Consider the following 21,860-nt stretch of genomic DNA (forward strand, 5'->3'; position numbering starts at 1 on the left):
CACTGCTCTAAGCGGGCTACTTCTTGCTATAGCGCTTACGCTCGGTCTCTTTGAGCAGTTTTTTGCGCAGGCGGATATGCGACGGCGTCACTTCGACGAGTTCGTCGGAGTCGAGAAACTCGATCGCCTGCTCCAGCGAGAACTTAATCGGCGGCGTTAGCACGATGTTCTCATCGTTACCGGTGGAGCGCATGTTGTCGAGCTTCTTGCCCTTAGTGGGGTTAACCACCATATCGTTAGCACGGTTGTTGATGCCGATCAGCATGCCTTCGTAAACTTCGGTAGCGTGGTCGATAATCAGCTTGCCGCGTTCTTGAAGGGCGAAAAGTGCGTAGGCCAGGGCCTTGCCGTCAACCATCGAAACCAGCACGCCGTTACGACGCTCGATAGAGGCGTCAGGCTTCAGCGGGCCGTAGTGATCAAAGCGGCTGGTCAGAATGCCGGTGCCTGAGGTCAGGGTCAAAAACTGACCGCGGAAACCAATCAAGCCGCGAGCAGGAATGATGAAGTCCAGGCGAACCCGTCCTTTACCGTCCGGCAGCATGTTGGTCATCTCACCTTTACGGTAGCCCAGCTCTTCCATGATCGAGCCCTGGTGCTGCTCTTCACAGTCGATGATGACTTCTTCGTAGGGCTCCTGCTTCTCGCCGTCGACCTCTTTGATGATCACTTCCGGGCGACCCACCGCCAGCTCAAAGCCTTCGCGGCGCATGGTTTCGATCAGCACTGAAAGGTGCAGCTCGCCACGACCAGATACCTTGAACTTCTCGGGCGTTTCGCCTTCTTCAACGCGTAGTGCCACGTTGTGAATCAGCTCTTGATCAAGGCGGTCCTTGATGTTGCGGCTGGTCACGAACTTGCCGTCTTTACCGGCGAACGGCGAATCGTTGACCTGGAAGGTCATTGAAACGGTCGGTTCGTCAACGGAAAGCGGTGGCAGCGCTTCGACCTTGGCCGGATCGCATAGCGTATCCGAAATCGACAGATCGTCGATGCCGGTAACACAGACGATGTCGCCCGCGGTGGCTTCGTTGGTCTGCACGCGCTCAAGGCCCATATGGGTCATGACCTGACCGATTTTGCCTTTACGCACGTTGCCATCAACGCCGATGATCGACACCTGCTGGTTGGGTTTCACCGCACCACGCTTGATGCGACCCAGGCCGATAACGCCTACGTAGCTGTTGTAATCCAGTGCTGATATCTGCATCTGGAAGGGGCCGTTAAGCTCAACCTGCGGCGGCTCGACGATATCGACGATAGCCTGGAACATAGGATCCATGTTCTCGGCCAGCTCTTCAGGATCCATACCGGCAATGCCGTTGAGGGCAGAGCAGTAGATGATCGGGAAATCGAGCTGTTCGTCGGACGCGCCCAGATTGTCGAACAGATCAAAAATCTGGTCGATTACCCAGTCAGGGCGAGCGCCGGGACGGTCAATTTTATTGACGACCACAATCGGCTTGAGACCTTGAGCGAACGCTTTTTGGGTCACGAAGCGAGTTTGCGGCATCGGGCCATCAACGGCGTCTACGAGCAGTAGCACCGAATCGACCATGGACATAACGCGCTCAACTTCGCCACCGAAATCGGCGTGTCCTGGCGTATCCACGATGTTGATGTGGTAGCCGTTACCCTGGCTGTCTTGCCATTGAATGGCCGTGTTCTTGGCCAGAATGGTAATGCCACGCTCTTTTTCCTGATCGCTTGAGTCCATGATGCGGTCTTGACCTTCTGCTTTACGGTCAAGAGTGCCGGACTGGCTCAGGAGTTTGTCGACCAGTGTGGTTTTACCATGGTCAACGTGGGCTATGATCGCGACGTTGCGCAGGTTATTAACCGCGCTGGAGTTTTGCTGGTTTTGCATGCTGAGAGAGAACTCTTGTGAACACCCGTTTGTCCACGGGTCGGAAAATGCGGGTCGCAAGGGCTGGCAATTGCCGACCATCTTGGCTCAGGGCTTGCGTCCAGCGGTTATTCTACCATGTCAAAGGCTTCGCTGATATTACTGGTGCGTATATCGACCTTGGTCTCGCTCAGGAAAGTTTTCTCAGCGAACCTCCATCCGCTAGACTAGCGCTTTTCCTACTGGGGCAGGAGCATGACCATCGGCAACCTGATGCGTTTGTTAAGCGATGGCGAGGTTCACTCTGGCGAGCAGCTGGGTGAAGCGCTGGGTATTTCTCGTGCGGCGGTGTGGAAGCAGTTAAAAAAACTCGAAGCATTAGGTGTCGAGGTAGTTGCTGTTAAAGGCCGCGGCTATCAGCTTTCGCAGCGCCTGGAGCCTTTGGAGGGTGCGCAAATCGTCGCGCAGTTGCCTGCCCAGGCTCGCCACTATCTTACCCGCCTGTTTGTCGAGGATCAGCTGCCTTCAAGTAACGCGTACCTGCGTCAGCGCTTTGAGCAGGGCGCCGGGCATGGCGAAGTTTGTCTGGTGGAGCTGCAGACAGCGGGACGCGGGCGGCGTGGGCGCGTCTGGTCGACGCCTTGGGGGCAGAGTTTGATGCTCTCGCTGGGCTGGCGCTTTGAGTCGGGCATCGCAGTGCTGGAAGGCTTGAGTCTTGCGGTAGGCGTTGTGGTGGCGCAGATATTGGAGCAGCACGGCGTGGCACCCAAACTCAAGTGGCCTAATGATATCCTGCTTTCTGAGCAGGGCAATGATCCAGGCGACGAGTTAGGCAAGCTTGCGGGTATTCTTATCGAAGTGACCGGGGATGCCGCAGGCCCTTGCGAAGTCGTCATCGGTATCGGCATGAACCTGTGGTTACCTGCTGCCCAGCGAGCTGCTATTGACCAGCCCGTCGCGGCGCTTTTCGAGCGACTGCCGGATATCTCGCGTAATCAGTTGGCATCCGAGATGGTCGCAGGGTTGCTGGCCATGCTAGCGAACTTTGAGCAGGACGGCTTTAGTGCCTGGCGCGATGCTTGGAACCAGCGCCATGCGTATGCCGGTTTGCCGATTCGGGTGATGCAAGGCCAGCAGACCAGCGATGCCGTCGCCGGGGAAGTGGATGAGAGTGGTAACCTTTGGGTTGCCGAAAATGGTCACTCGCGACGCCTAGCCGGCGGTGAGATCAGCGTACGTAGGCGTTTATGATTCTGGATCTGGATGTCGGCAACACGCTGTCTAAATGGCGGCTTAAAGATGCCGAGAGTAGCGAGATACGTTCCCGCGGGGCGGTATGGACCCGAGAAGAGTGGCGTCCAGGTGCCGATATTCCCGACCTTGATGTGGTGGAGGCGGTGCGCATATCCAGCGTCGCAAGGGCGGCGGTGCTGGAAGAGACGGTCGCGTTGCTGCGTCGGCGGGTGCGCCATGTGCACGTAGCGCACTCGACCCACGAGGCGCTGGGTGTGGTTAACGGCTATCAAGAGCCGTGGCGGCTTGGCGTTGACCGTTGGATGGGAGCGCTGGCGGGATACCAGCTAGCGGGCGGCTGCTGCGCCGTGGATTGCGGTAGCGCGATTACCATTGACTTTGTGCTGCCAGGCGGCCAGCACCTGGGTGGCTTTATTATCCCCGGTCTTCGCCTGATGAAAGAGAGCTTAAAGCTTGGTACCCGTAACGTGGCCATCGATCCCGAAAGTGAAGCCGACGAGCTGTTAGAGCCGGGACGTCGCACCGTTGACGCGGTCAATCACGGCATTTACATGGCCGCTGTGAGTGCCATTAACCGCATCTATAGTGAAGTGTGCGATCAGGAAAGCGTGGCGCTGCCAATGCTGTTGACCGGCGGCGATGCGCGGGTAGTCTCGCGGGGGGTGCAGGTGCCCCACGCAGTATGGCCCGATATGGTCTACGGTGGTTTAGAGGCGTGCTTTCCAATGACCTTCGCTGAGCGTGCGGGCAAAATGTCCGGCGCGCCACGCGTTCCGGAACCGGTGTCGCTAGAAAAGATTCGCGCAGGACTTGCATTCTCAATGCTGCTTTGACAGAATGCAGCGCGTTCCAAGGCGGGCAGTAGATGCAAAAGCATCGCAAGTTGCGATAAATTAAGTTAATATCGTGCTTGACACCATTTTGGAGGCTGGCATAATGTGCCGCCACAGTTGGAGAGGTTCCCGAGTGGCCAAAGGGAGCAGACTGTAAATCTGCCGCGAAAGCTTCGAAGGTTCGAATCCTTCCCTCTCCACCAGAATTAAGCAGCAGCGATTGTTGTCGGTGCTGTTAAATGAAAAGCCGGTAGCGGGCTTGGTCTACGATTGGTAGCTTTTTTGTAAGTAGAGCTATAGGGCAGCGCGTAGCGGATTGTCATTTTTGGCAGGGTTTGCGGGCGTAGTTCAACGGTAGAACCTCAGCCTTCCAAGCTGATGGTGCGGGTTCGATTCCCGCCGCCCGCTCCAGTTGATGTGTTTGGCTCATGTAGCTCAGGGGTAGAGCACACCCTTGGTAAGGGTGAGGTCGACGGTTCAATTCCGTCCATGAGCTCCATATTGCGAATCAAGCGAGCGATGCTCGCTTTTTTTGTCTCTGCGATCGGCGGCGTTAGCCGTTTTCGGGCGTGGGAAGGGGTTGTCAGAAGCGTGTTTGTTCGCTATTATGACGCCCGCTGTTGTATAGGCGATTAAAAAACGCCTGTCGGCAGATGTAGTAAGTTGATGTAAATAATAGTACGACGATACAGGCCAGTAGCTCAATTGGCAGAGCAGCGGTCTCCAAAACCGCAGGTTGGGGGTTCGATTCCCTCCTGGCCTGCCAACCTTCCCCAGGTTGGTATGTCTTTTTTCAAAATTCTTTTATCGTTCGCCGCACCCTTAGGAGTCTCGTTTTTATGAAGCCTGGTTCTGTAAAACATGGCGCCGAGGTGCAAGAGAAGCGCCATGACGGGCTCAAATGGGCGGCGGTCGTAGCGCTGCTTATCGTTGCTATCGTTGGTAATACCTATTTCGCCGATATTGGCCTGCTCTACCGCGTGCTTGGTGTGGTGGTGTTGTGTGTGATTGCAGGTTTGATCGCGCTAACCACTACCAAAGGTCGTGATTTAGTAGAGCTTGCTATGAGCGCCAAGAAAGAGATTCAGCGCGTTGTATGGCCGACCCGAGCCGAAACCATCCAAACCACTGCTATTGTAATGGCAGCTGTGGTCGTGGTGGGGTTGATGCTGTGGTTGATCGACACTCTTCTTGGCTGGGCGATGTCCGGCGTCATTGGTTAGGAGTTTTCATGTCCAAACGTTGGTACGTCGTCCACGCTTATTCCGGCTTTGAAAAGCAGGTTATGCGTTCGTTGACTGAGCGCGTGAAGATGTACGGTATGGAAGATCGCTTTGGCGAGATTCTAGTGCCGACAGAAGAAGTAGTTGAAATGCGTGACGGCAAACGTCGCAAGAGTGAGCGTAAGTTTTATCCCGGCTATGTCTTGGTCGAGATGGAAATGGCCGACGAAACATGGCATCTGGTCAATGAGACGCCGCGTGTAATGGGCTTTATTGGCGGCACCAAAGAGAAGCCAGCTGCGATCACTTCACGCGAAGCCGACGCCATTCTGGCGCGCGTCAAAGACGGCACCGACAAGCCGCGGCCCAAAACAATGTTTGAGCCGGGTCAGTCGGTGCGTGTTGTCGACGGTCCGTTTGCCGACTTCAACGGCGTTGTCGAAGAAGTGAATTATGAAAAGAGTCGCCTGCATGTCAGCGTGCTGATCTTTGGGCGCTCAACGCCTGTTGAGTTAGAATTCTCTCAAGTTGAGAAAGAATAAGTTTTGATTCGCGTGAGATGACCTAGCGGTTGTCTCGCTGGTACCGGGGAGCCTTCGGGCGCTATTACCCAATTGGAGCATAAAAATGGCCAAGAAAGTACAGGCTTACATCAAACTGCAGGTTGCTGCAGGTAAAGCCAATCCAAGTCCGCCGGTAGGCCCAGCACTGGGTCAGCACGGCGTGAACATCATGGAATTCTGTAAGGCGTTCAACGCGTCGACTCAAGAAATTGAGCCGGGCTTGCCGACGCCGGTCGTGATCACTGTCTACTCTGACCGTAGCTTCACGTTCGTCACCAAAACTGCACCTGCTGCCGTGCTGCTGAAAAAAGCCGCCGGTATCAAGTCGGGTTCTGGCGAGCCGAACAAGAAGAAGGTTGGTACTGTGACGCGTGAGCAGCTTGAAGAGATCGCTAAAACGAAAGAGCCTGATTTGACGGCCGCGAATCTTGACGCCGCTGTGCGTACCATTGCTGGCAGCGCTCGCAGCATGGGCCTAAACGTGGAGGGTCTTTGATCATGGCTAAACTGTCTAAGCGTGCGAAAAATATTCGCGAAAAAGTAGACACCAACAAAGCATACTCTATTGAAGAAGCCGTAGCGCTGCTCTCCGAGCTGTCTACTGTTAAATTCAAAGAATCTGTTGATGTCGCTATTAACCTGGGCGTTGACCCGCGTAAATCCGATCAGGTTGTGCGTGGCGCTACCGTCATGCCTAACGGTACTGGTAAAGACGTACGCGTTGCCGTCTTCACCCAGGGTGCCAATGCTGATGCCGCTAAAGAAGCTGGCGCCGACATCGTGGGTATGGACGACTTGGCTGAGCAAGTGAAAAAAGGCGTGATGGATTTTGACGTCGTTATCGCTTCACCAGACGCTATGCGCGTTGTTGGTCAGCTGGGCCAGATTCTAGGTCCGCGTGGCCTGATGCCAAACCCGAAAGTGGGTACCGTTACGCCTGATGTGGCAACAGCGGTTAAAAACGCCAAAGCGGGTCAGGTACGCTTCCGTACCGACAAAAACGGCATTATCCACACTACCTTGGGTAAAGTGGATTTCGACGTAGCCGCGATTCACGGCAACCTTGAAGCACTAGTTGCTGACCTTAAGCGTCTCAAGCCGAGCACGTCTAAGGGTATTTATGTTAAGAAAATGACCTTGTCCACGACCATGGGCCCGGGTCTAACCATCGATCACTCTGCTTTCGCATAAGGCATAAGATCGTTAGGTTTAAGGTAAGATAGGAAGTACCGAGCAAAACTTTGCGGTCCCCCGTTTGAGCGTTATGCCAGCCGGGGCGCCGTCAAAGACCGCAGGTGCCGCACTTTGTCGATACAATAGCTAAATTAGTTTTTGTATCGTCGGGAGCGGCTTAATTGCTCATCGAGCGCCTGCGCAGATGGTGTGGCCGCCAGTTGGTTAGCTTAACAGCTTTCTGGTGAGCACCATCCCCAAGGCTTCCCGCCTTGCAATGCTGCCGCTGTGATAGTTTTTGCAGTACGGCTTTAGCAATAAAAGGCGGGAGGAGATGGTAACCACCGGGACCTTCTTGGGTTCCGGCACGAAGGAGTGATCACTGTGCCACTAGCACTTGAAGGCAAGAAAGCGATTGTTGCCGAGATCAGTGAAGCGGCCAAGGGCGCACTCTCCGTCGTAGTTGCTGATTCTCGCGGCGTTACGGTTAGTAAAATGACCGATCTGCGCAAGCAGGCGCGCGAAAATGGTGTAGAGCTGCGTGTGGTTCGTAACACGCTGGCTCGCCGCGCTCTAGAAGGCACTCAGTGGGAGTGCTTGATGGATAGCTTCGTTGGTCCGACACTGTTGGCTTTCTCTACTGACCATCCGGGCGCTGCTGCTCGACTGTTCAAAGAGTTTGCTAAAACGGATAAAGACTTCGAAGTCAAAGCGTTGGCCTACGAAGGTGAGCTGATTCCGGCTGCTGACATCGACCGTCTGGCAACCCTACCGACCTACGACGAAGCAATTGCTCAGTTGATGTCGGTAATGAAAGAAGCCTCCGCTGGCAAGCTGGTTCGTACTCTGGCCGCACTACGCGACCAGAAGCAAGAAGCAGAAGCTGCGTAAGCAGTGCTTTTTGTGGGCAGCGTGACCTGCATTGGCGGGGCACTGCCTGAACCGAGCAATGAATCCTGAGTCCTCGTCTGAACGAGACTCCCGCAAAGTTAGGAATGAAACAATGGCACTGTCTAAAGACGATATCATCAATGCTGTAGCCGACATGTCCGTAATGGAAGTTGTCGAGCTGATCGAAGCAATGGAAGAGAAATTCGGCGTTTCTGCAGCGGCGGCCGTAGTGGCTGGTCCGGCTGCTGGCGGCGAAGTAGCCGAAGAGCAGACTGAGTTTGACGTCGTTCTGACCGCTGCTGGCGACAAGAAAGTTAACGTGATCAAAGCGGTTCGTGAGATCACTGGCCTTGGCTTGAAAGAAGCTAAAGGTGCTGTTGACGGCGCTCCGGCGACCATCAAAGAAGGTCTGTCCAAGGACGACGCTGAAGCAGCTAAAGCGAAGCTGGAAGAAGCAGGCGCAAGCGTCGAGCTCAAGTAATTCTTGTGCGGACGGCTTTACGCGCTGCGTAAGCTTCCACGGCTGGCGGCGGGATATCCCGCTGCCGGCCTTTTTCTGTTGTAGCTGATGTTGACAGTAGTTGATATTGAACAACAGCAGTGCTGCTTACCACGAGCAGCCACGGCAGAAACGTAAAAGCGTTATTGAAGATGGCGTTATTAAAGATAGTGTTATCGACTACAGTGTTATCGACGACTGAGTTATCGAGCTAGATTTTCGACGGCGAGCTACCGATTTAGGAGCTTGCTGTCTGTGTCTGACGAAGCCCGCCGGGCAGCGATGACCACGCATCGGTCACCCATGGTGAACAAGCTGGGGAATACAGATGGCTTACTCATATACTGAGAAAAAACGCATCCGCAAGGATTTCGGCAAACTGCCCCAAGTGATGGATGTGCCTTACTTGCTGGCGATCCAGCTTGATTCCTATTACGACTTCCTCCAGCAAGATCGTTCGCCCGACGAGCGTCACGAGGTCGGTCTGCACGCGGCGTTTAAGTCCGTGTTTCCGATTGAGAGCTTCTCCGGTAACGCTGCGCTTGAGTATGTCAGCTACCGTTTCGGCACGCCGGCGTTCGATGTTAAGGAATGTCAGCTACGCGGCGTGACTTATTCCGCCCCGTTGCGCGTCAAGGTTCGCTTGATCATCTATGATCGCGACTCCTCGAACAAAGCAATCAAAGATATTAAAGAGCAGGAAGTCTACATGGGGGAGATCCCCCTGATGACCGAGAACGGTACCTTTGTTATCAATGGTACTGAGCGGGTTATCGTTTCCCAGCTCCACCGCTCACCCGGTGTGTTCTTTGATCACGACAAAGGCAAGAGCCACTCGTCGGGCAAGCTGCTCTACTCAGCCCGCGTGATTCCTTATCGTGGCTCTTGGTTAGACTTCGAGTTTGATCCTAAAGACAACGTCTTTGTGCGTATCGACCGTCGCCGTAAACTACCGGCCTCGGTGTTGATGCGTGCGCTGGGGATGAACACCGAAGAGATTCTTGCCGAGTTCTTTGAAACCAGTATCTTCCACATTGAGAAATCCGGTTTCTATGTGGAGCTGGTGCCGTCGCGTTTGCGCGGTGAGACGGCGACTTTCGACATCAAGGATGGCGAAGGTAATGTCATCGTTGAAGAAGGTCGTCGGATTACCCAGAAGCACATTCGTCAGCTTGAAAAAGCTGGTATTGAGCGTCTGGACGTGCCGATGGAATACCTGTTCGGCAAAACGCTGGCCAAAGATCAAATTGACTCTAAAACCGGTGAGCTGATCTGCCCGTGCAACACCGAGATCACGCCGGAAGTACTCGAGCGTATGGCCCAGGGTGGCATCACCCTGGTGGAAACGCTCTACACCAACGACCTGGACTGCGGTTCGTTCATTTCCGACACCTTGAAGCTGGATACGACTAATTCAGCTCTCGAAGCGCTGGTCGAAATTTACCGCATGATGCGTCCTGGCGAGCCGCCGACCAAAGAGTCAGCTGAGACGCTGTTTAACAACCTGTTCTTCTCTGAAGACCGCTACGACCTGTCGGGCGTTGGCCGCATGAAGTTCAACCGTCGCCTGCGTCGTGATACTGACACAGGCTCCGGCGTCTTGGATCGTAAAGACATTCTTGATGTGCTGCGCGAGCTGATCAGCATCCGTAACGGCTTCGGTGACGTTGATGATATCGATCACCTGGGTAACCGCCGTATTCGCTGCGTTGGCGAGATGGCCGAAAACCAGTTCCGCGTTGGCTTGGTGCGTGTCGAGCGTGCCGTTAAAGAGCGTCTTTCCATGGCGGAAAGTGAAGGCCTGATGCCGCAAGACTTGATCAACGCCAAGCCGGTCGCGGCAGCGGTGAAAGAGTTCTTTGGTTCCAGCCAGCTTTCCCAGTTTATGGATCAGAACAACCCGCTTTCGGAAGTCACCCACAAGCGTCGTGTGTCCGCACTCGGCCCCGGTGGTTTGACCCGTGAGCGCGCTGGCTTCGAAGTGCGTGACGTACACGCCACGCACTACGGGCGTCTGTGCCCGATCGAAACGCCGGAAGGCCCGAACATCGGCCTGATTAACTCCCTGGCGACTTACAGCCACACCAACAGCTACGGTTTCTTAGAAACGCCGTACCGGAAAGTGGTCGATCGCCAGTTGACGGATGAAATCGTTCACCTCTCGGCGATTGAAGAGGGCGACTTTGTTATCGCCCAGGCGTCGGCGGCGGTAGATGAGTCCAATAAGCTAAGCGACGACCTGGTGCAGGCGCGCCACCGTGGCGAAACGACCTTTATGCGTCCTGAGCAAGTGACGCTGATGGATGTCTCACCGCGTCAGGTTGTATCAGTTGCCGCAGCGTTGATTCCGTTCCTTGAGCACGATGACGCCAACCGCGCCTTGATGGGTTCGAACATGCAGCGTCAGGCGGTGCCGACCCTGCGTGCCGAGAAACCATTGGTGGGTACCGGCATGGAGCGCTTCGTTGCCCGTGACTCCGGTGTCTGTGCGGTTGCGCGTCGTGGTGGCCTGATTGACTCGGTTGACGCACGCCGTGTTGTGGTGCGGGTTAATGAAGATGAAATCATCGGCGGTGAAGCCGGGGTGGATATCTACAACCTGACCAAGTACACCCGCTCGAACCAGAACACCTGTATGAACCAGCGCCCCATCGTGCGGCCTGGCGATAACGTGGCGCGTGGCGATATTCTTGCCGACGGCCCGTCGGTGGATATGGGCGACTTGGCGCTGGGTCAGAACATGCGCATCGCCTTTATGCCCTGGAACGGCTACAACTTCGAGGATTCCATCCTGCTTTCTGAGCGGGCGGTCCAAGAAGACCGTTTCACGACGATTCACATTCAGGAGCTTACCTGTGTGTCACGTGATACCAAGTTGGGTTCAGAAGAGATTACCTCTGATATTCCCAACGTAGGCGAGTCGGCGTTGTCCAAACTGGACGAAGCGGGCGTTGTCTACATTGGTGCCGAAGTCGGCCCAGGGGATATTTTGGTCGGTAAGGTGACGCCCAAGGGTGAAACCCAGCTGACGCCTGAAGAGAAGCTGCTACGTGCCATCTTCGGCGAGAAAGCGTCTGACGTTAAAGACACTTCCCTGCGTGCCCCCACCGGCATGAAAGGCACGGTCATCGACGTTCAGGTGTTTACTCGTGACGGCGTTGAGAAAGACTCTCGCGCCCTGACAATCGAGCGCATTCAGCTTGACGAAGTTCGTAAGGATCTCCAAGAGACTTACCGTATCGCCGAAGACGCCACCTTTGAGCGTCTAAAGCGTACCCTGGACGGCCAGGCAGTTAACGGCGGCCCGAACCTCAAGAAAGGCGATGTGCTCGACGAAGCGTACCTGGATGAGTTGCCGCGTCAGCAGTGGTTCAAGCTGCGCTTGCAGGATGAGTCGTTTAATGAGCTGCTGGCTCAGGCCGACGAACAGCTGGAAATCCGTCGCAAAGAGATGGACGAGCGCTTCGAAGATAAGAAGCGCAAGCTGACCCAGGGCGATGATCTCGCACCGGGCGTGCTAAAAATCGTCAAAGTCTACATGGCGGTTAAGCGTCGCATCCAGCCGGGTGACAAGATGGCCGGGCGTCACGGTAACAAAGGTGTTATCTCGGCGATTATGCCTATCGAAGACATGCCGTTCGACGAGAAGGGCGAGCCGGTCGACGTGGTGCTGAACCCGCTGGGCGTACCGTCGCGTATGAACGTGGGTCAGATTTTGGAAACTCACCTGGGTATGGCGGCACGTGGTTTAGGGGTCAAAATCGACGCCATGCTGCGCGATGCACGCGGTCAGCAAGTCGCCGAGATCCGTGACTTCCTGGGTCAGGTGTACAACACGCCGGGCACTCGCGTCGAGGATATTGATTCCTTAACCGACGACGAAGTCATTGCCCTGGCGAAAAACTTGAAAGCGGGTGTGCCGATGGCAACGCCGGTGTTTGACGGTGCTAAAGAGCACGAAATCAAGCACCTGCTGAAGCTTGCTGACATTCCCGAGTCGGGCCAGATGGCCCTGTTCGATGGCCGTACCGGTGACGCCTTTGATCGTCCGGTCACCGTTGGCTATATGTACATGCTGAAGCTTAACCACTTGGTAGACGACAAGATGCACGCACGTTCTACCGGTTCTTACTCGCTGGTGACCCAGCAGCCCTTGGGTGGTAAGGCGCAATTCGGTGGTCAGCGCTTCGGTGAGATGGAAGTGTGGGCGCTGGAAGCTTACGGTGCCGCTTATACGCTACAAGAGATGCTCACCGTCAAGTCGGACGACGTCGAAGGCCGCACCAAGATGTACAAAAACATCGTGGATGGCGACCACACCATGCAGGCAGGCATGCCGGAATCCTTCAACGTACTCGTGAAGGAAATCCGCTCGCTGGGCATCGATATCGAGTTAGAGAGCTAGGAGCCGTCCCATGAAAGATTTGGTGAAAGTACTCAAATCGCAGTCTCAGTCCGAAGAGTTCGACGCGATCAAGATTACCCTGGCGTCGCCGGACATGATTCGCTCCTGGTCGTTTGGCGAGGTGAAGAAGCCTGAGACCATCAACTACCGTACCTTTAAACCGGAGCGGGATGGTCTGTTCTGTGCCAAAATCTTCGGCCCGGTGAAAGACTACGAGTGTCTGTGCGGCAAGTACAAGCGCATGAAGCACCGCGGCATTATTTGCGAGAAATGTGGCGTTGAAGTGACTAAAGCCGCCGTGCGTCGTGAGCGCATGGGGCACATCGAGCTTGCCTCGCCGGTCGCTCACATCTGGTTTTTGAAGTCGCTGCCGTCGCGTATCGGCATGTTCCTCGATATGACCCTGCGTGATATCGAGCGCGTGCTCTACTTCGAGAGCTTTGTGGTGATTGATCCCGGCATGACCACGCTGGAGCGTGGTCAGCTGTTGAACGATGAGCAGTATTTTGAAGCGCTGGAAGAGTTCGGTGACGACTTCGATGCCCGCATGGGTGCCGAAGCCGTTCAGGAATTGCTCAAAGACATCGATCTGGAAGAAGAGATCAATCATCTGCGCGAAGAAATTCCGCAGACCAACTCTGAAACCAAGATCAAGAAGCTCTCCAAGCGCCTTAAGCTGCTTGAAGCCTTCTACCACTCCGGCAATGCGCCGGCGTGGATGGTCATGGAAGTGCTGCCCGTGCTGCCGCCGGACCTGCGTCCGCTGGTACCGCTGGATGGCGGCCGCTTCGCGACCTCGGATCTTAACGACCTATACCGTCGTGTGATCAACCGTAACAACCGCCTGAAGCGGCTGCTTGATCTCAATGCGCCGGACATCATCGTGCGTAACGAGAAGCGCATGCTGCAGGAAGCGGTCGATGCACTGCTGGATAACGGTCGTCGTGGCCGCGCGATCACGGGCTCTAACAAGCGCCCGCTGAAGTCGCTCGCCGACATGATCAAAGGTAAGCAGGGTCGTTTCCGTCAGAACTTGCTGGGTAAGCGTGTCGACTACTCGGGCCGTTCGGTTATTACCGTAGGTCCGACCCTGCGTCTGCACCAGTGTGGTCTGCCCAAGAAAATGGCGCTGGAGCTGTTCAAGCCGTTTATCTACTCCAAGCTGCAGTCGCTGGGCTACGCCTCAACGATCAAAGCCGCCAAGAAGATGGTCGAGCGCGAGCTGCCGGAAGTGTGGGACATCCTTGCCGATGTTATCCGCGAGCACCCGGTACTGCTTAACCGTGCACCAACGCTTCACCGTCTGGGTATCCAGGCGTTTGAGCCGCTGTTGATCGAAGGTAAAGCGATTCAGCTGCACCCGCTGGTATGTGCCGCCTATAACGCCGACTTTGACGGTGACCAGATGGCGGTACACGTACCGCTGACCCTGGAAGCCCAGCTTGAAGCGCGTGCGCTGATGATGGCGACCAACAACGTGCTGTCGCCCGCCAACGGCGAGCCGATCATCGTACCGTCGCAAGACGTTGTTCTGGGTCTTTACTACATGACCCGCGAAAAGATCAACGCCAAAGGCGAAGGCATGGTGTTCTCCGACCTTAATGAGGTCGAGCGCGCCTTCGGTACGCAATCCGTTTCGTTACACGCCCACGTCAAAGTGCGTCTCGACGAAACCGACATTGAAGAAGAGACCGGCGAGCGTAGCTTCCACCGGCGTATTTACGACACCACGGTTGGCCGTGCACTGCTGTACCGCATTCTGCCCGAAGGTGTGCCGTTCGCGCTGATCGATCAGCCGATGAAGAAGAAGGCGATCTCCAGTCTGATCAACGAAGTTTATCGTCGTGCCGGTCTCAAACCGACCGTCATCTTCGCTGACCAGCTGATGTACACCGGTTTCCGCTTAGCGACTTGGTCGGGTGCCTCAATCGGTGTTAACGACTTCGTTATCCCCGAAGCCAAAACCGAGATCGTTGATGCGGCCGAAGCCGAAGTCAAAGAAATCGAAGACCAGTTCTCTTCTGGCCTGGTAACTGCCGGCGAGAAGTACAACAAAGTTATCGATATCTGGTCCAAAGCCAACGATAAAGTCGCCAAAGCGATGATGGTGGGTATCTCGAAAGAGACTGTCATCGATCGTGATGGCAATGAAGTTGAGCAGGACTCGTTCAACAGCGTCTTCATCATGGCTGACTCCGGTGCGCGTGGTTCTGCTGCTCAGATTCGTCAGTTGGCGGGTATGCGTGGCCTGATGGCCAAGCCGGATGGCTCGATCATCGAAACGCCGATCGTCGCCAACTTCCGTGAAGGTCTGAACGTACTTCAGTACTTCATCTCGACCCACGGTGCACGTAAAGGTCTTGCGGATACGGCGTTGAAAACCGCCAACTCCGGTTACTTGACCCGCCGCTTGGTAGACGTAGCGCAAGACTTGGTCATCACCGAAGTCGACTGTGGCACCGAAAATGGCCTGACGCTGCACCCGATCATCGAGGGCGGTGACATCATTGTGCCGCTTTCACAGCGCGTACTAGGTCGCGTGGTGGCTCAGGATGTCATTCATCCGGGCAGCGGTGAAGTGCAGCTCGCTAAAGGTACGCTGCTTGACGAGAAGTGGTGTGCCGAGCTCGACACCATGGGTGTCGACGAGATAGTCGTGCGCTCCACGATTACCTGTGAAACCGCTCACGGCGTGTGTGCGTCCTGCTACGGCCGTGACTTGGCGCGCGGCCACCAGGTTAATATCGGTGAAGCAGTCGGCGTTATCGCCGCACAGTCCATCGGTGAGCCGGGTACCCAGCTGACCATGCGTACGTTCCACATTGGTGGTGCGGCGTCACGGTCTTCAGCTACCGACAGTGTTCAAGTGAAGCACGGTGGTAAGGTTCGTCTGCACAACATTAAAAACGTTGAGCGTGCCGACGGTAAGCTGGTGGTGGTCTCGCGCTCAAGCGCCTTGGCCGTTGCCGACGACCATGGCCGCGAGCGCGAGTACTACAAGCTGCCTTACGGTGCTGAGCTCTCTGTGCGCGACGGTGATGTTGTTGATGCCGGTGCTATTGTTGCTAAATGGGACCCGCACACGCACCCGATCGTTGCCGAAGTAGAAGGCAAGGCGCAGTTTATCGATCTCGACGAAGGTGTCACCATGCACCGTAGTGTCGACGAGATGACCGGTCTGTCCTCTATTGAGGTGATTGAATCTGCAGCCCGCCCGATGGCTGGTCGTGACAAGCGCCCGATGGTCATGCTGCAGGACAACGCTGGTGAGTACGTTTCCGTCTCCGGTTCTAATACTCCGGTGCAGTATTTGCTGCCAGGCAACTCGATTATTTCGGTCGACGATGGTGTCACGATCGGTGTCGGTGAAGTGGTCGCCCGTATCCCGGTAGAAGCATCGGCGAACAAAGATATCACCGGTGGTCTGCCACGGGTGGCTGACTTGTTCGAAGCACGTAAGCCGAAAGAGTCGTCTATCCTGGCTGAAATAAGCGGTGTGGTTAGCTTCGGTAAAGAGACCAAAGGTAAGCGTCGCTTGATGATTACGCCGGAATCTGGCGATGCATTTGAAGCGTTGATTCCCAAGTGGCGTCAAATTGCGGTCTTCGAAGGTGAGGCCGTCGAGAAGGGCGAAGTGATTTCCGATGGCCCGAGCAACCCTCACGATATCCTGCGTTTGCTGGGTGTTGAGGAACTCGCCAAGTACATCACTGCCGAAGTACAAGACGTTTATCGTCTGCAGGGCGTTGGCATTAACGATAAGCACATCGAAGTGATCGTGCGTCAGATGTTACGCAAGGTAGAGATTACAGACTCGGGCGACTCAGATTTCATCACTGGCGACCAGGCAGAACTGGTACGCGTGCTGGAACAGAATATTCGTCTCGAAAAAGAGCAGAAATTCCCAGCCAAGTATACGCGCATGTTGTTGGGTATCACTAAGGCCAGCTTGGCGACCGAGTCGTTCATTTCCGCGGCCTCCTTCCAGGAGACAACCCGCGTACTGACCGAAGCAGCGGTAACCGGCAAGCGCGATTACCTGCGCGGCCTGAAAGAAAACGTCGTTGTGGGTCGTCTGATTCCGGCAGGTACCGGCTTGACTCACCACGCCGAGCGTCGTCGCAAGCGCGAAGACGTTGAGCAACTGTTCAATCCTTCGGCTACCGAAGTAGAGCAGGAGCTGGGCGCTCAGTTAACCGCTCTCGATTCTGACGACGAGCTGTAAATTTGACGCCTTAGGCAGTCGTTAAGACTGTTGGTAAAAACTGTTAGTAAAAACAACTGGAAAAAACAGTTGGTAAAAACAGTAAGTAACATCAGTAAGTAAAACGAGTCGCTGACCTGAAAAGCGTAGCCTTGCCGGTAAAACCGCCGGCAAGGCTTGACGCCACCTAGGGTCAGCCTTTAGAATGCGCAGCCTTTAACAGTGGGGTGGGTACGCCCGCAGCCGCTGCTTGTATTTGTAAAAGGTCAGGCAACCATTGGAGTCAGCTAAACACCATGGCAACGATTAATCAGCTAGTGCGCAAGCCGCGCAAGCGCCCCGTCACTAAAAGTGATGTGCCCGCGCTGCAGGCTTGTCCGCAAAAGCGCGGCGTATGTACCCGCGTTTACACCACCACCCCGAAGAAGCCTAACTCGGCCCTGCGTAAGGTTTGCCGTGTGCGCCTGACGAATGGCTTTGAAGTGTCTTCTTACATCGGTGGTGAAGGTCACAACCTTCAAGAACACTCTGTCGTTTTGATTCGTGGCGGCCGTGTAAAGGATTTGCCAGGTGTGCGTTATCACACCGTACGTGGCGCCCTTGACACCTCCGGCGTTCAAAACCGTCGTCAGGGTCGTTCTAAATACGGTACTAAGCGTCCTAAGTCTTAAGACGATAGGGTGGCTTTACAGCACAGTCGTGTAGTTGGGTGTGCTGAGTAACGATTATCACGAATTTGACGGTCTGATAAGAGTAAGGTCGGGCGGTGCACGGCATTTTTTGCACAGTACGAGTTCCGGGTTTACCTGAAAGATCCTTAATTGAGGGCTTATCATGCCTAGAAGAAGAGTAGTAGCTAAACGCGAAATCCTGCCGGATCCTAAGTTCGGAAGTGAGCGTCTAGCGAAGTTTATGAACCACCTGATGTTCAGCGGCAAAAAGTCCATAGCTGAGCGTATCGTCTACGGTGCGTTGGACAAGGTTGCCGAGCGTAGTAAAGAAGAGCCGCTGGAGATCTTCGACAAGGCGCTGGAAGCTATTCAGCCGATGGTCGAAGTGAAGTCGCGCCGCGTGGGCGGTGCAACTTATCAGGTGCCGGTAGAAGTACGTCCGTCTCGTCGTCAAGCGCTAGCCATGCGCTGGCTGGTAGACGCGGCGCGTCGTCGCGGTGAGAAAACTATGGTGCTGCGTCTGGCAGGCGAAATGCTGGATGCTGCAGAAGGCAAAGGTTCGGCCGTTAAGAAGCGCGAAGACGTGCATCGTATGGCTGAAGCCAATAAGGCCTTCTCGCACTACCGTTTCTAAGAGCGTCGTTTCTAAGATCGTCGCTTTTAAGGTCGACGTTTCTGAGATCAGCGTTTCTGAGTACGGCGTTTTTAAGTACGGCCTTATGGCTTTTATATGCACGTTGTTCAGCATGGTGAAGTGTTCGCTGAGTCGCGTCGTTGCAACGCTTAAGTTGCAATGCCCAACCGCTACCCTGCAGTGGTAGCGGCGGTCGCATAAGCCTCGCTGCATACGCCGCTAAATTAACGAGCATCGCCAACAAACGGGAGTTTCACCGTGGCACGCAAGACTCCACTAAATCGCTACCGCAATATCGGTATCGTCGCTCACGTTGACGCGGGTAAAACCACGACGACTGAGCGTGTACTGTTCTATACCGGCCTCTCCCACAAAGTGGGCGAAGTGCATGACGGTGCTGCGACCATGGACTGGATGGAGCAGGAGCAGGAGCGTGGTATCACTATCACCTCAGCTGCAACTACCTGTTTCTGGCAGGGCATGAGCAAGCAGTTTCCTGAGCACCGTATTAATATTATCGACACCCCAGGGCACGTTGACTTCACCATCGAAGTTGAACGTTCTCTGCGCGTGCTTGATGGTGCGGTCGTTGTGCTGTGTGGTTCTTCCGGCGTTCAGCCGCAGACCGAAACAGTATGGCGTCAAGCCAACAAGTACGAAGTACCGCGCATGGTTTTCGTCAATAAGATGGACCGTACCGGCGCAGACTTCTTCATGGTCGTTGACCAGCTTAAAGAGCGTTTGGGCGCCAAGGCTGTGCCGATCCAGATTAACTGGGGCACGGAAGAGGACTTCAAAGGCGTTATCGACCTGATTCAGATGAAGGCTATCCTGTGGGATGAGGAAAGCCTGGGTATGAATTATGACCTCGTGGATATTCCGGCTGAGTTACAAGACACAGCTGCAAAATATCGCGAAGAGATGGTCGAAGCGGCTGCCGAAGGCTCTGACGAGCTGATGGAAAAGTACCTCGAAGGTAACGAGCTTACCATCGAAGAAATCAAAGCTGGGCTGCGTGCGCGTACCTTGGCTAACGATATTGTCCTGGTTACCTGTGGCTCTGCCTTTAAAAACAAAGGCGTTCAAGCAGTGCTTGATTGTGTTATCGAGTACATGCCTTCGCCGACGGAAGTTAAGGCGATCGAAGGTGAGCTTGATGATAAAGACGGCACCATCGATACGCGTGAAGCAGACGACAATCAGCCGTTTGCCGCGCTAGCGTTTAAAATTGCTACCGACCCCTTCGTCGGAACGCTGACCTTTATCCGCGTCTACTCGGGCGTTCTGAAGTCTGGCGACGGTGTGTATAACTCCGTTAAGCAGAAAAAAGAGCGCGTTGGCCGTATCGTTCAGATGCACGCCAACTCCCGTGAAGAGATCAAAGAGGTTCTGGCTGGCGATATCGCCGCTTGTATCGGTCTGAAAGATGTCACTACCGGTGACACCCTGTGCGATATCGATAACAAAATTGTTCTCGAGCGCATGGAGTTTCCGGACCCGGTTATTTCGGTTGCCGTAGAGCCGAAATCCAAGGCAGACCAGGAGAAGATGGGCGTTGCGTTGGGCAAGCTTGCCCAAGAAGACCCCTCTTTCCAGGTTAAGACCGACGAAGAAACCGGCCAGACGATTATTTCTGGCATGGGTGAGCTTCACCTCGATATCCTTGTTGACCGTATGCGTCGCGAGTTCAAGGTTGAAGCCAATATCGGTAAGCCGCAGGTTGCCTACCGTGAAACCATCCGCGGTAATATTGAGCAAGAAGGCAAGTTTGTACGTCAGTCGGGCGGTCGTGGTCAGTACGGTCACGTTTGGTTGCGTATCGAACCGCTGACTGCTGAAGAAAAGGGTGAAGGCGACGAAGAAATCTTCTTCAAATTCAACTCTGAAATCGTAGGCGGTGCGGTTCCTAAGGAATACGTCCCTGCGGTTGAGAAAGGGGCTTACGAGCAGCTTAAAAACGGCGTCATCGCGGGTTATCCGATGATTGACGTTAAAGTAACGCTGTTCGACGGCTCTTTCCACGACGTGGACTCGAACGAGACTGCGTTCAAGATTGCTTCTTCTATGGCAGTAAAAGAAGGTGCCAGGAAGGCCAAGGCCGTGCTGCTGGAGCCGGTGATGAAGGTCGAAATCGTGACCCCCGAAGAATTTATGGGTGACGTCATGGGCGACCTGAGCCGTCGTCGCGGCCTGGTGCAGGGCATGGATGACTCTTCTTCTGGTAAAGTCATTCGTGCAACGGTGCCGCTGGGCGAGATGTTCGGTTATGCTACCGATCTGCGCTCACAAACCCAGGGCCGTGCGAGCTACTCCATGGAGTTCTCGAAGTACGACGAGGCGCCCTCCAGCGTCGTTGAAGCCGTCATCAATCAAAACGGTTAACCGTTAGCTAACGTAAAGAGGTTATAGCAGTGGCTAAGGAAAAATTTGAACGTTCCAAACCGCATATCAACGTCGGCACCATTGGTCACGTCGACCACGGTAAAACGACTCTGACAGCGGCCTTGACCCGTGTTTCCGCTGAAGTTTTTGGCGGCGACTGGAGTGAATTCGCCGCTATCGATAATGCGCCGGAAGAGCGTGAGCGCGGTATCACGATCGCGACATCGCACGTGGAATATCAGTCTGAGGCGCGTCACTACGCGCACGTTGACTGCCCCGGGCACGCTGACTACGTCAAGAACATGATTACCGGTGCCGCGCAGATGGACGGCGCGATCCTGGTATGTTCTGCCGCAGACGGCCCGATGCCGCAGACTCGCGAGCACATCCTGCTGTCGCGTCAGGTAGGCGTACCGTACATCGTTGTGTTCCTGAACAAAGCGGACATGGTCGATGACGAAGAGCTGCTTGAGCTGGTAGAGATGGAAGTTCGCGAACTCCTCGACCAGTACGACTTCCCGGGTGACGACACGCCGATCATCACTGGTTCTGCGCTGATGGCGTTGAACGGTGAAGATGAGAACGGCATGGGCACCACCGCCGTTGCCAATCTGATCAAAGCACTGGACGAGTACATTCCGGAGCCGGAGCGTGCCATCGATCAGCCGTTCCTGATGCCGATTGAAGACGTGTTCTCCATCTCTGGTCGCGGTACGGTTGTGACCGGTCGTGTTGAGCGCGGTATCGTCACACCGGGTAGCGAAGTCGAAATCGTCGGTATCCGTGATACCGTTAAGACTATCGTTACCGGCGTTGAAATGTTCCGTAAGCTGCTCGACGAAGGTCGTGCTGGTGAGAACGTTGGCGCCCTGCTGCGTGGTACTAAGCGTGATGACGTCGAGCGTGGCCAAGTACTGGCTAAGCCGGGCACCATCAACCCGCACACTACCTTCGAAGCAGAAGTTTACGTGCTGTCCAAAGAAGAAGGCGGTCGTCATACGCCTTTCTTCAAGGGCTACCGTCCGCAGTTCTACTTCCGTACCACCGACGTAACCGGTACTTGTGAACTGCCAGAAGGCGTTGAAATGGTCATGCCGGGTGACAACGTGCAAATGGTTGTTACCTTGATTGCTCCAATCGCCATGGACGAAGGCTTGCGCTTCGCTATTCGTGAAGGCGGCCGTACCGTCGGCGCTGGCGTTGTGGCCAAGATCGTCAAGTAAGCAGTTGCTTGAATGATGGAGGGGGCTCTGGTGAGCCCCCTTTTCTGCGCACCATCAGC

General features: G+C 55.1%; 15 protein-coding genes and 4 tRNA genes. 18 read left to right on the top strand and 1 reads right to left on the bottom strand.

Annotation, left to right across the window (positions count from 1 at the left end):
• Positions 1-16: 16 nt before the first annotated feature.
• Positions 17-1,867: a translational GTPase TypA gene (typA, locus tag RZA33_RS13900; RefSeq protein WP_317508315.1), complete on the bottom strand. Its 1,851-nt coding sequence runs from the start codon at positions 1,865-1,867 to the stop codon at positions 17-19.
• A gap of 234 nt (positions 1,868-2,101) precedes the next feature.
• Between typA and RZA33_RS13905 the strand changes: the two genes are divergently transcribed.
• The 18 genes from RZA33_RS13905 to tuf all read left to right on the top strand — a co-directional run bounded on the left by RZA33_RS13905 (position 2,102) and on the right by tuf (position 21,801).
• Positions 2,102-3,097: a biotin--[acetyl-CoA-carboxylase] ligase gene (locus RZA33_RS13905; protein WP_317508316.1), complete on the top strand. Its 996-nt coding sequence runs from the start codon at positions 2,102-2,104 to the stop codon at positions 3,095-3,097.
• Positions 3,094-3,933, top strand: coding sequence for a type III pantothenate kinase (locus RZA33_RS13910; protein WP_317508318.1), 840 nt, complete (start codon positions 3,094-3,096; stop codon positions 3,931-3,933). The genes RZA33_RS13905 and RZA33_RS13910 overlap by 4 nt, the downstream gene beginning before the upstream one ends.
• 119 nt (positions 3,934-4,052) lie before the next feature.
• Positions 4,053-4,136, top strand: a tRNA-Tyr gene (locus RZA33_RS13915).
• A gap of 134 nt (positions 4,137-4,270) precedes the next feature.
• Positions 4,271-4,344, top strand: a tRNA-Gly gene (locus RZA33_RS13920).
• A 13-nt stretch (positions 4,345-4,357) separates the two neighbouring features.
• Positions 4,358-4,432: transfer RNA gene (locus tag RZA33_RS13925), tRNA-Thr, on the top strand.
• Positions 4,433-4,623: 191 nt separating this feature from the next.
• A tRNA-Trp gene (locus RZA33_RS13930) sits at positions 4,624-4,699 on the top strand.
• A 73-nt stretch (positions 4,700-4,772) separates the two neighbouring features.
• Positions 4,773-5,156: a preprotein translocase subunit SecE gene (gene secE, locus RZA33_RS13935; protein ID WP_317508319.1), complete on the top strand. Its 384-nt coding sequence runs from the start codon at positions 4,773-4,775 to the stop codon at positions 5,154-5,156.
• Positions 5,157-5,164: 8 nt separating this feature from the next.
• On the top strand, positions 5,165-5,698 hold the full coding sequence (gene nusG / locus RZA33_RS13940; protein WP_317508320.1) for a transcription termination/antitermination protein NusG: 534 nt from the start codon (positions 5,165-5,167) through the stop codon (positions 5,696-5,698).
• Between the two features lie 85 nt (positions 5,699-5,783).
• Positions 5,784-6,215: a 50S ribosomal protein L11 gene (rplK, locus tag RZA33_RS13945; RefSeq protein ID WP_317508321.1), complete on the top strand. Its 432-nt coding sequence runs from the start codon at positions 5,784-5,786 to the stop codon at positions 6,213-6,215.
• Between the two features lie 2 nt (positions 6,216-6,217).
• Positions 6,218-6,910: a 50S ribosomal protein L1 gene (gene rplA, locus RZA33_RS13950; RefSeq protein ID WP_317508322.1), complete on the top strand. Its 693-nt coding sequence runs from the start codon at positions 6,218-6,220 to the stop codon at positions 6,908-6,910.
• A gap of 366 nt (positions 6,911-7,276) precedes the next feature.
• Positions 7,277-7,783 carry a 50S ribosomal protein L10 gene (rplJ, locus tag RZA33_RS13955; protein ID WP_317508323.1) on the top strand — a complete coding sequence of 169 codons (507 nt, stop codon included), beginning with the start codon at positions 7,277-7,279 and terminating at the stop codon, positions 7,781-7,783.
• A 112-nt stretch (positions 7,784-7,895) separates the two neighbouring features.
• Complete coding sequence (gene rplL, locus RZA33_RS13960) at positions 7,896-8,264, top strand: 50S ribosomal protein L7/L12 (protein WP_317508324.1); 369 nt, start codon at positions 7,896-7,898, stop codon at positions 8,262-8,264.
• A gap of 346 nt (positions 8,265-8,610) precedes the next feature.
• Positions 8,611-12,687 (top strand): DNA-directed RNA polymerase subunit beta, encoded by a 4,077-nt coding sequence (rpoB, locus tag RZA33_RS13965; RefSeq protein ID WP_317508325.1) that lies wholly within the window; start codon positions 8,611-8,613, stop codon positions 12,685-12,687.
• A gap of 10 nt (positions 12,688-12,697) precedes the next feature.
• The gene (rpoC, locus tag RZA33_RS13970; RefSeq protein ID WP_317508326.1) at positions 12,698-16,912 is read left to right on the top strand and encodes a DNA-directed RNA polymerase subunit beta'; all 4,215 of its coding nucleotides are present in this window, start codon (positions 12,698-12,700) and stop codon (positions 16,910-16,912) included.
• Between the two features lie 275 nt (positions 16,913-17,187).
• Positions 17,188-17,562: a 30S ribosomal protein S12 gene (gene rpsL, locus RZA33_RS13975; RefSeq protein ID WP_008959173.1), complete on the top strand. Its 375-nt coding sequence runs from the start codon at positions 17,188-17,190 to the stop codon at positions 17,560-17,562.
• Between the two features lie 163 nt (positions 17,563-17,725).
• Positions 17,726-18,196, top strand: a complete 471-nt coding sequence (rpsG, locus tag RZA33_RS13980; RefSeq protein WP_146874554.1) for a 30S ribosomal protein S7 — start codon at positions 17,726-17,728, stop codon at positions 18,194-18,196.
• Between the two features lie 258 nt (positions 18,197-18,454).
• Complete coding sequence (gene fusA, locus RZA33_RS13985) at positions 18,455-20,578, top strand: elongation factor G (RefSeq protein ID WP_317508327.1); 2,124 nt, start codon at positions 18,455-18,457, stop codon at positions 20,576-20,578.
• A gap of 29 nt (positions 20,579-20,607) precedes the next feature.
• Positions 20,608-21,801: an elongation factor Tu gene (tuf, locus tag RZA33_RS13990; RefSeq protein ID WP_317508328.1), complete on the top strand. Its 1,194-nt coding sequence runs from the start codon at positions 20,608-20,610 to the stop codon at positions 21,799-21,801.
• Positions 21,802-21,860: the final 59 nt, after the last annotated feature.

The sequence above is a fragment of the Halovibrio sp. HP20-59 genome (assembly GCF_033052795.2).
Classification (GTDB): domain Bacteria; phylum Pseudomonadota; class Gammaproteobacteria; order Pseudomonadales; family Halomonadaceae; genus Vreelandella.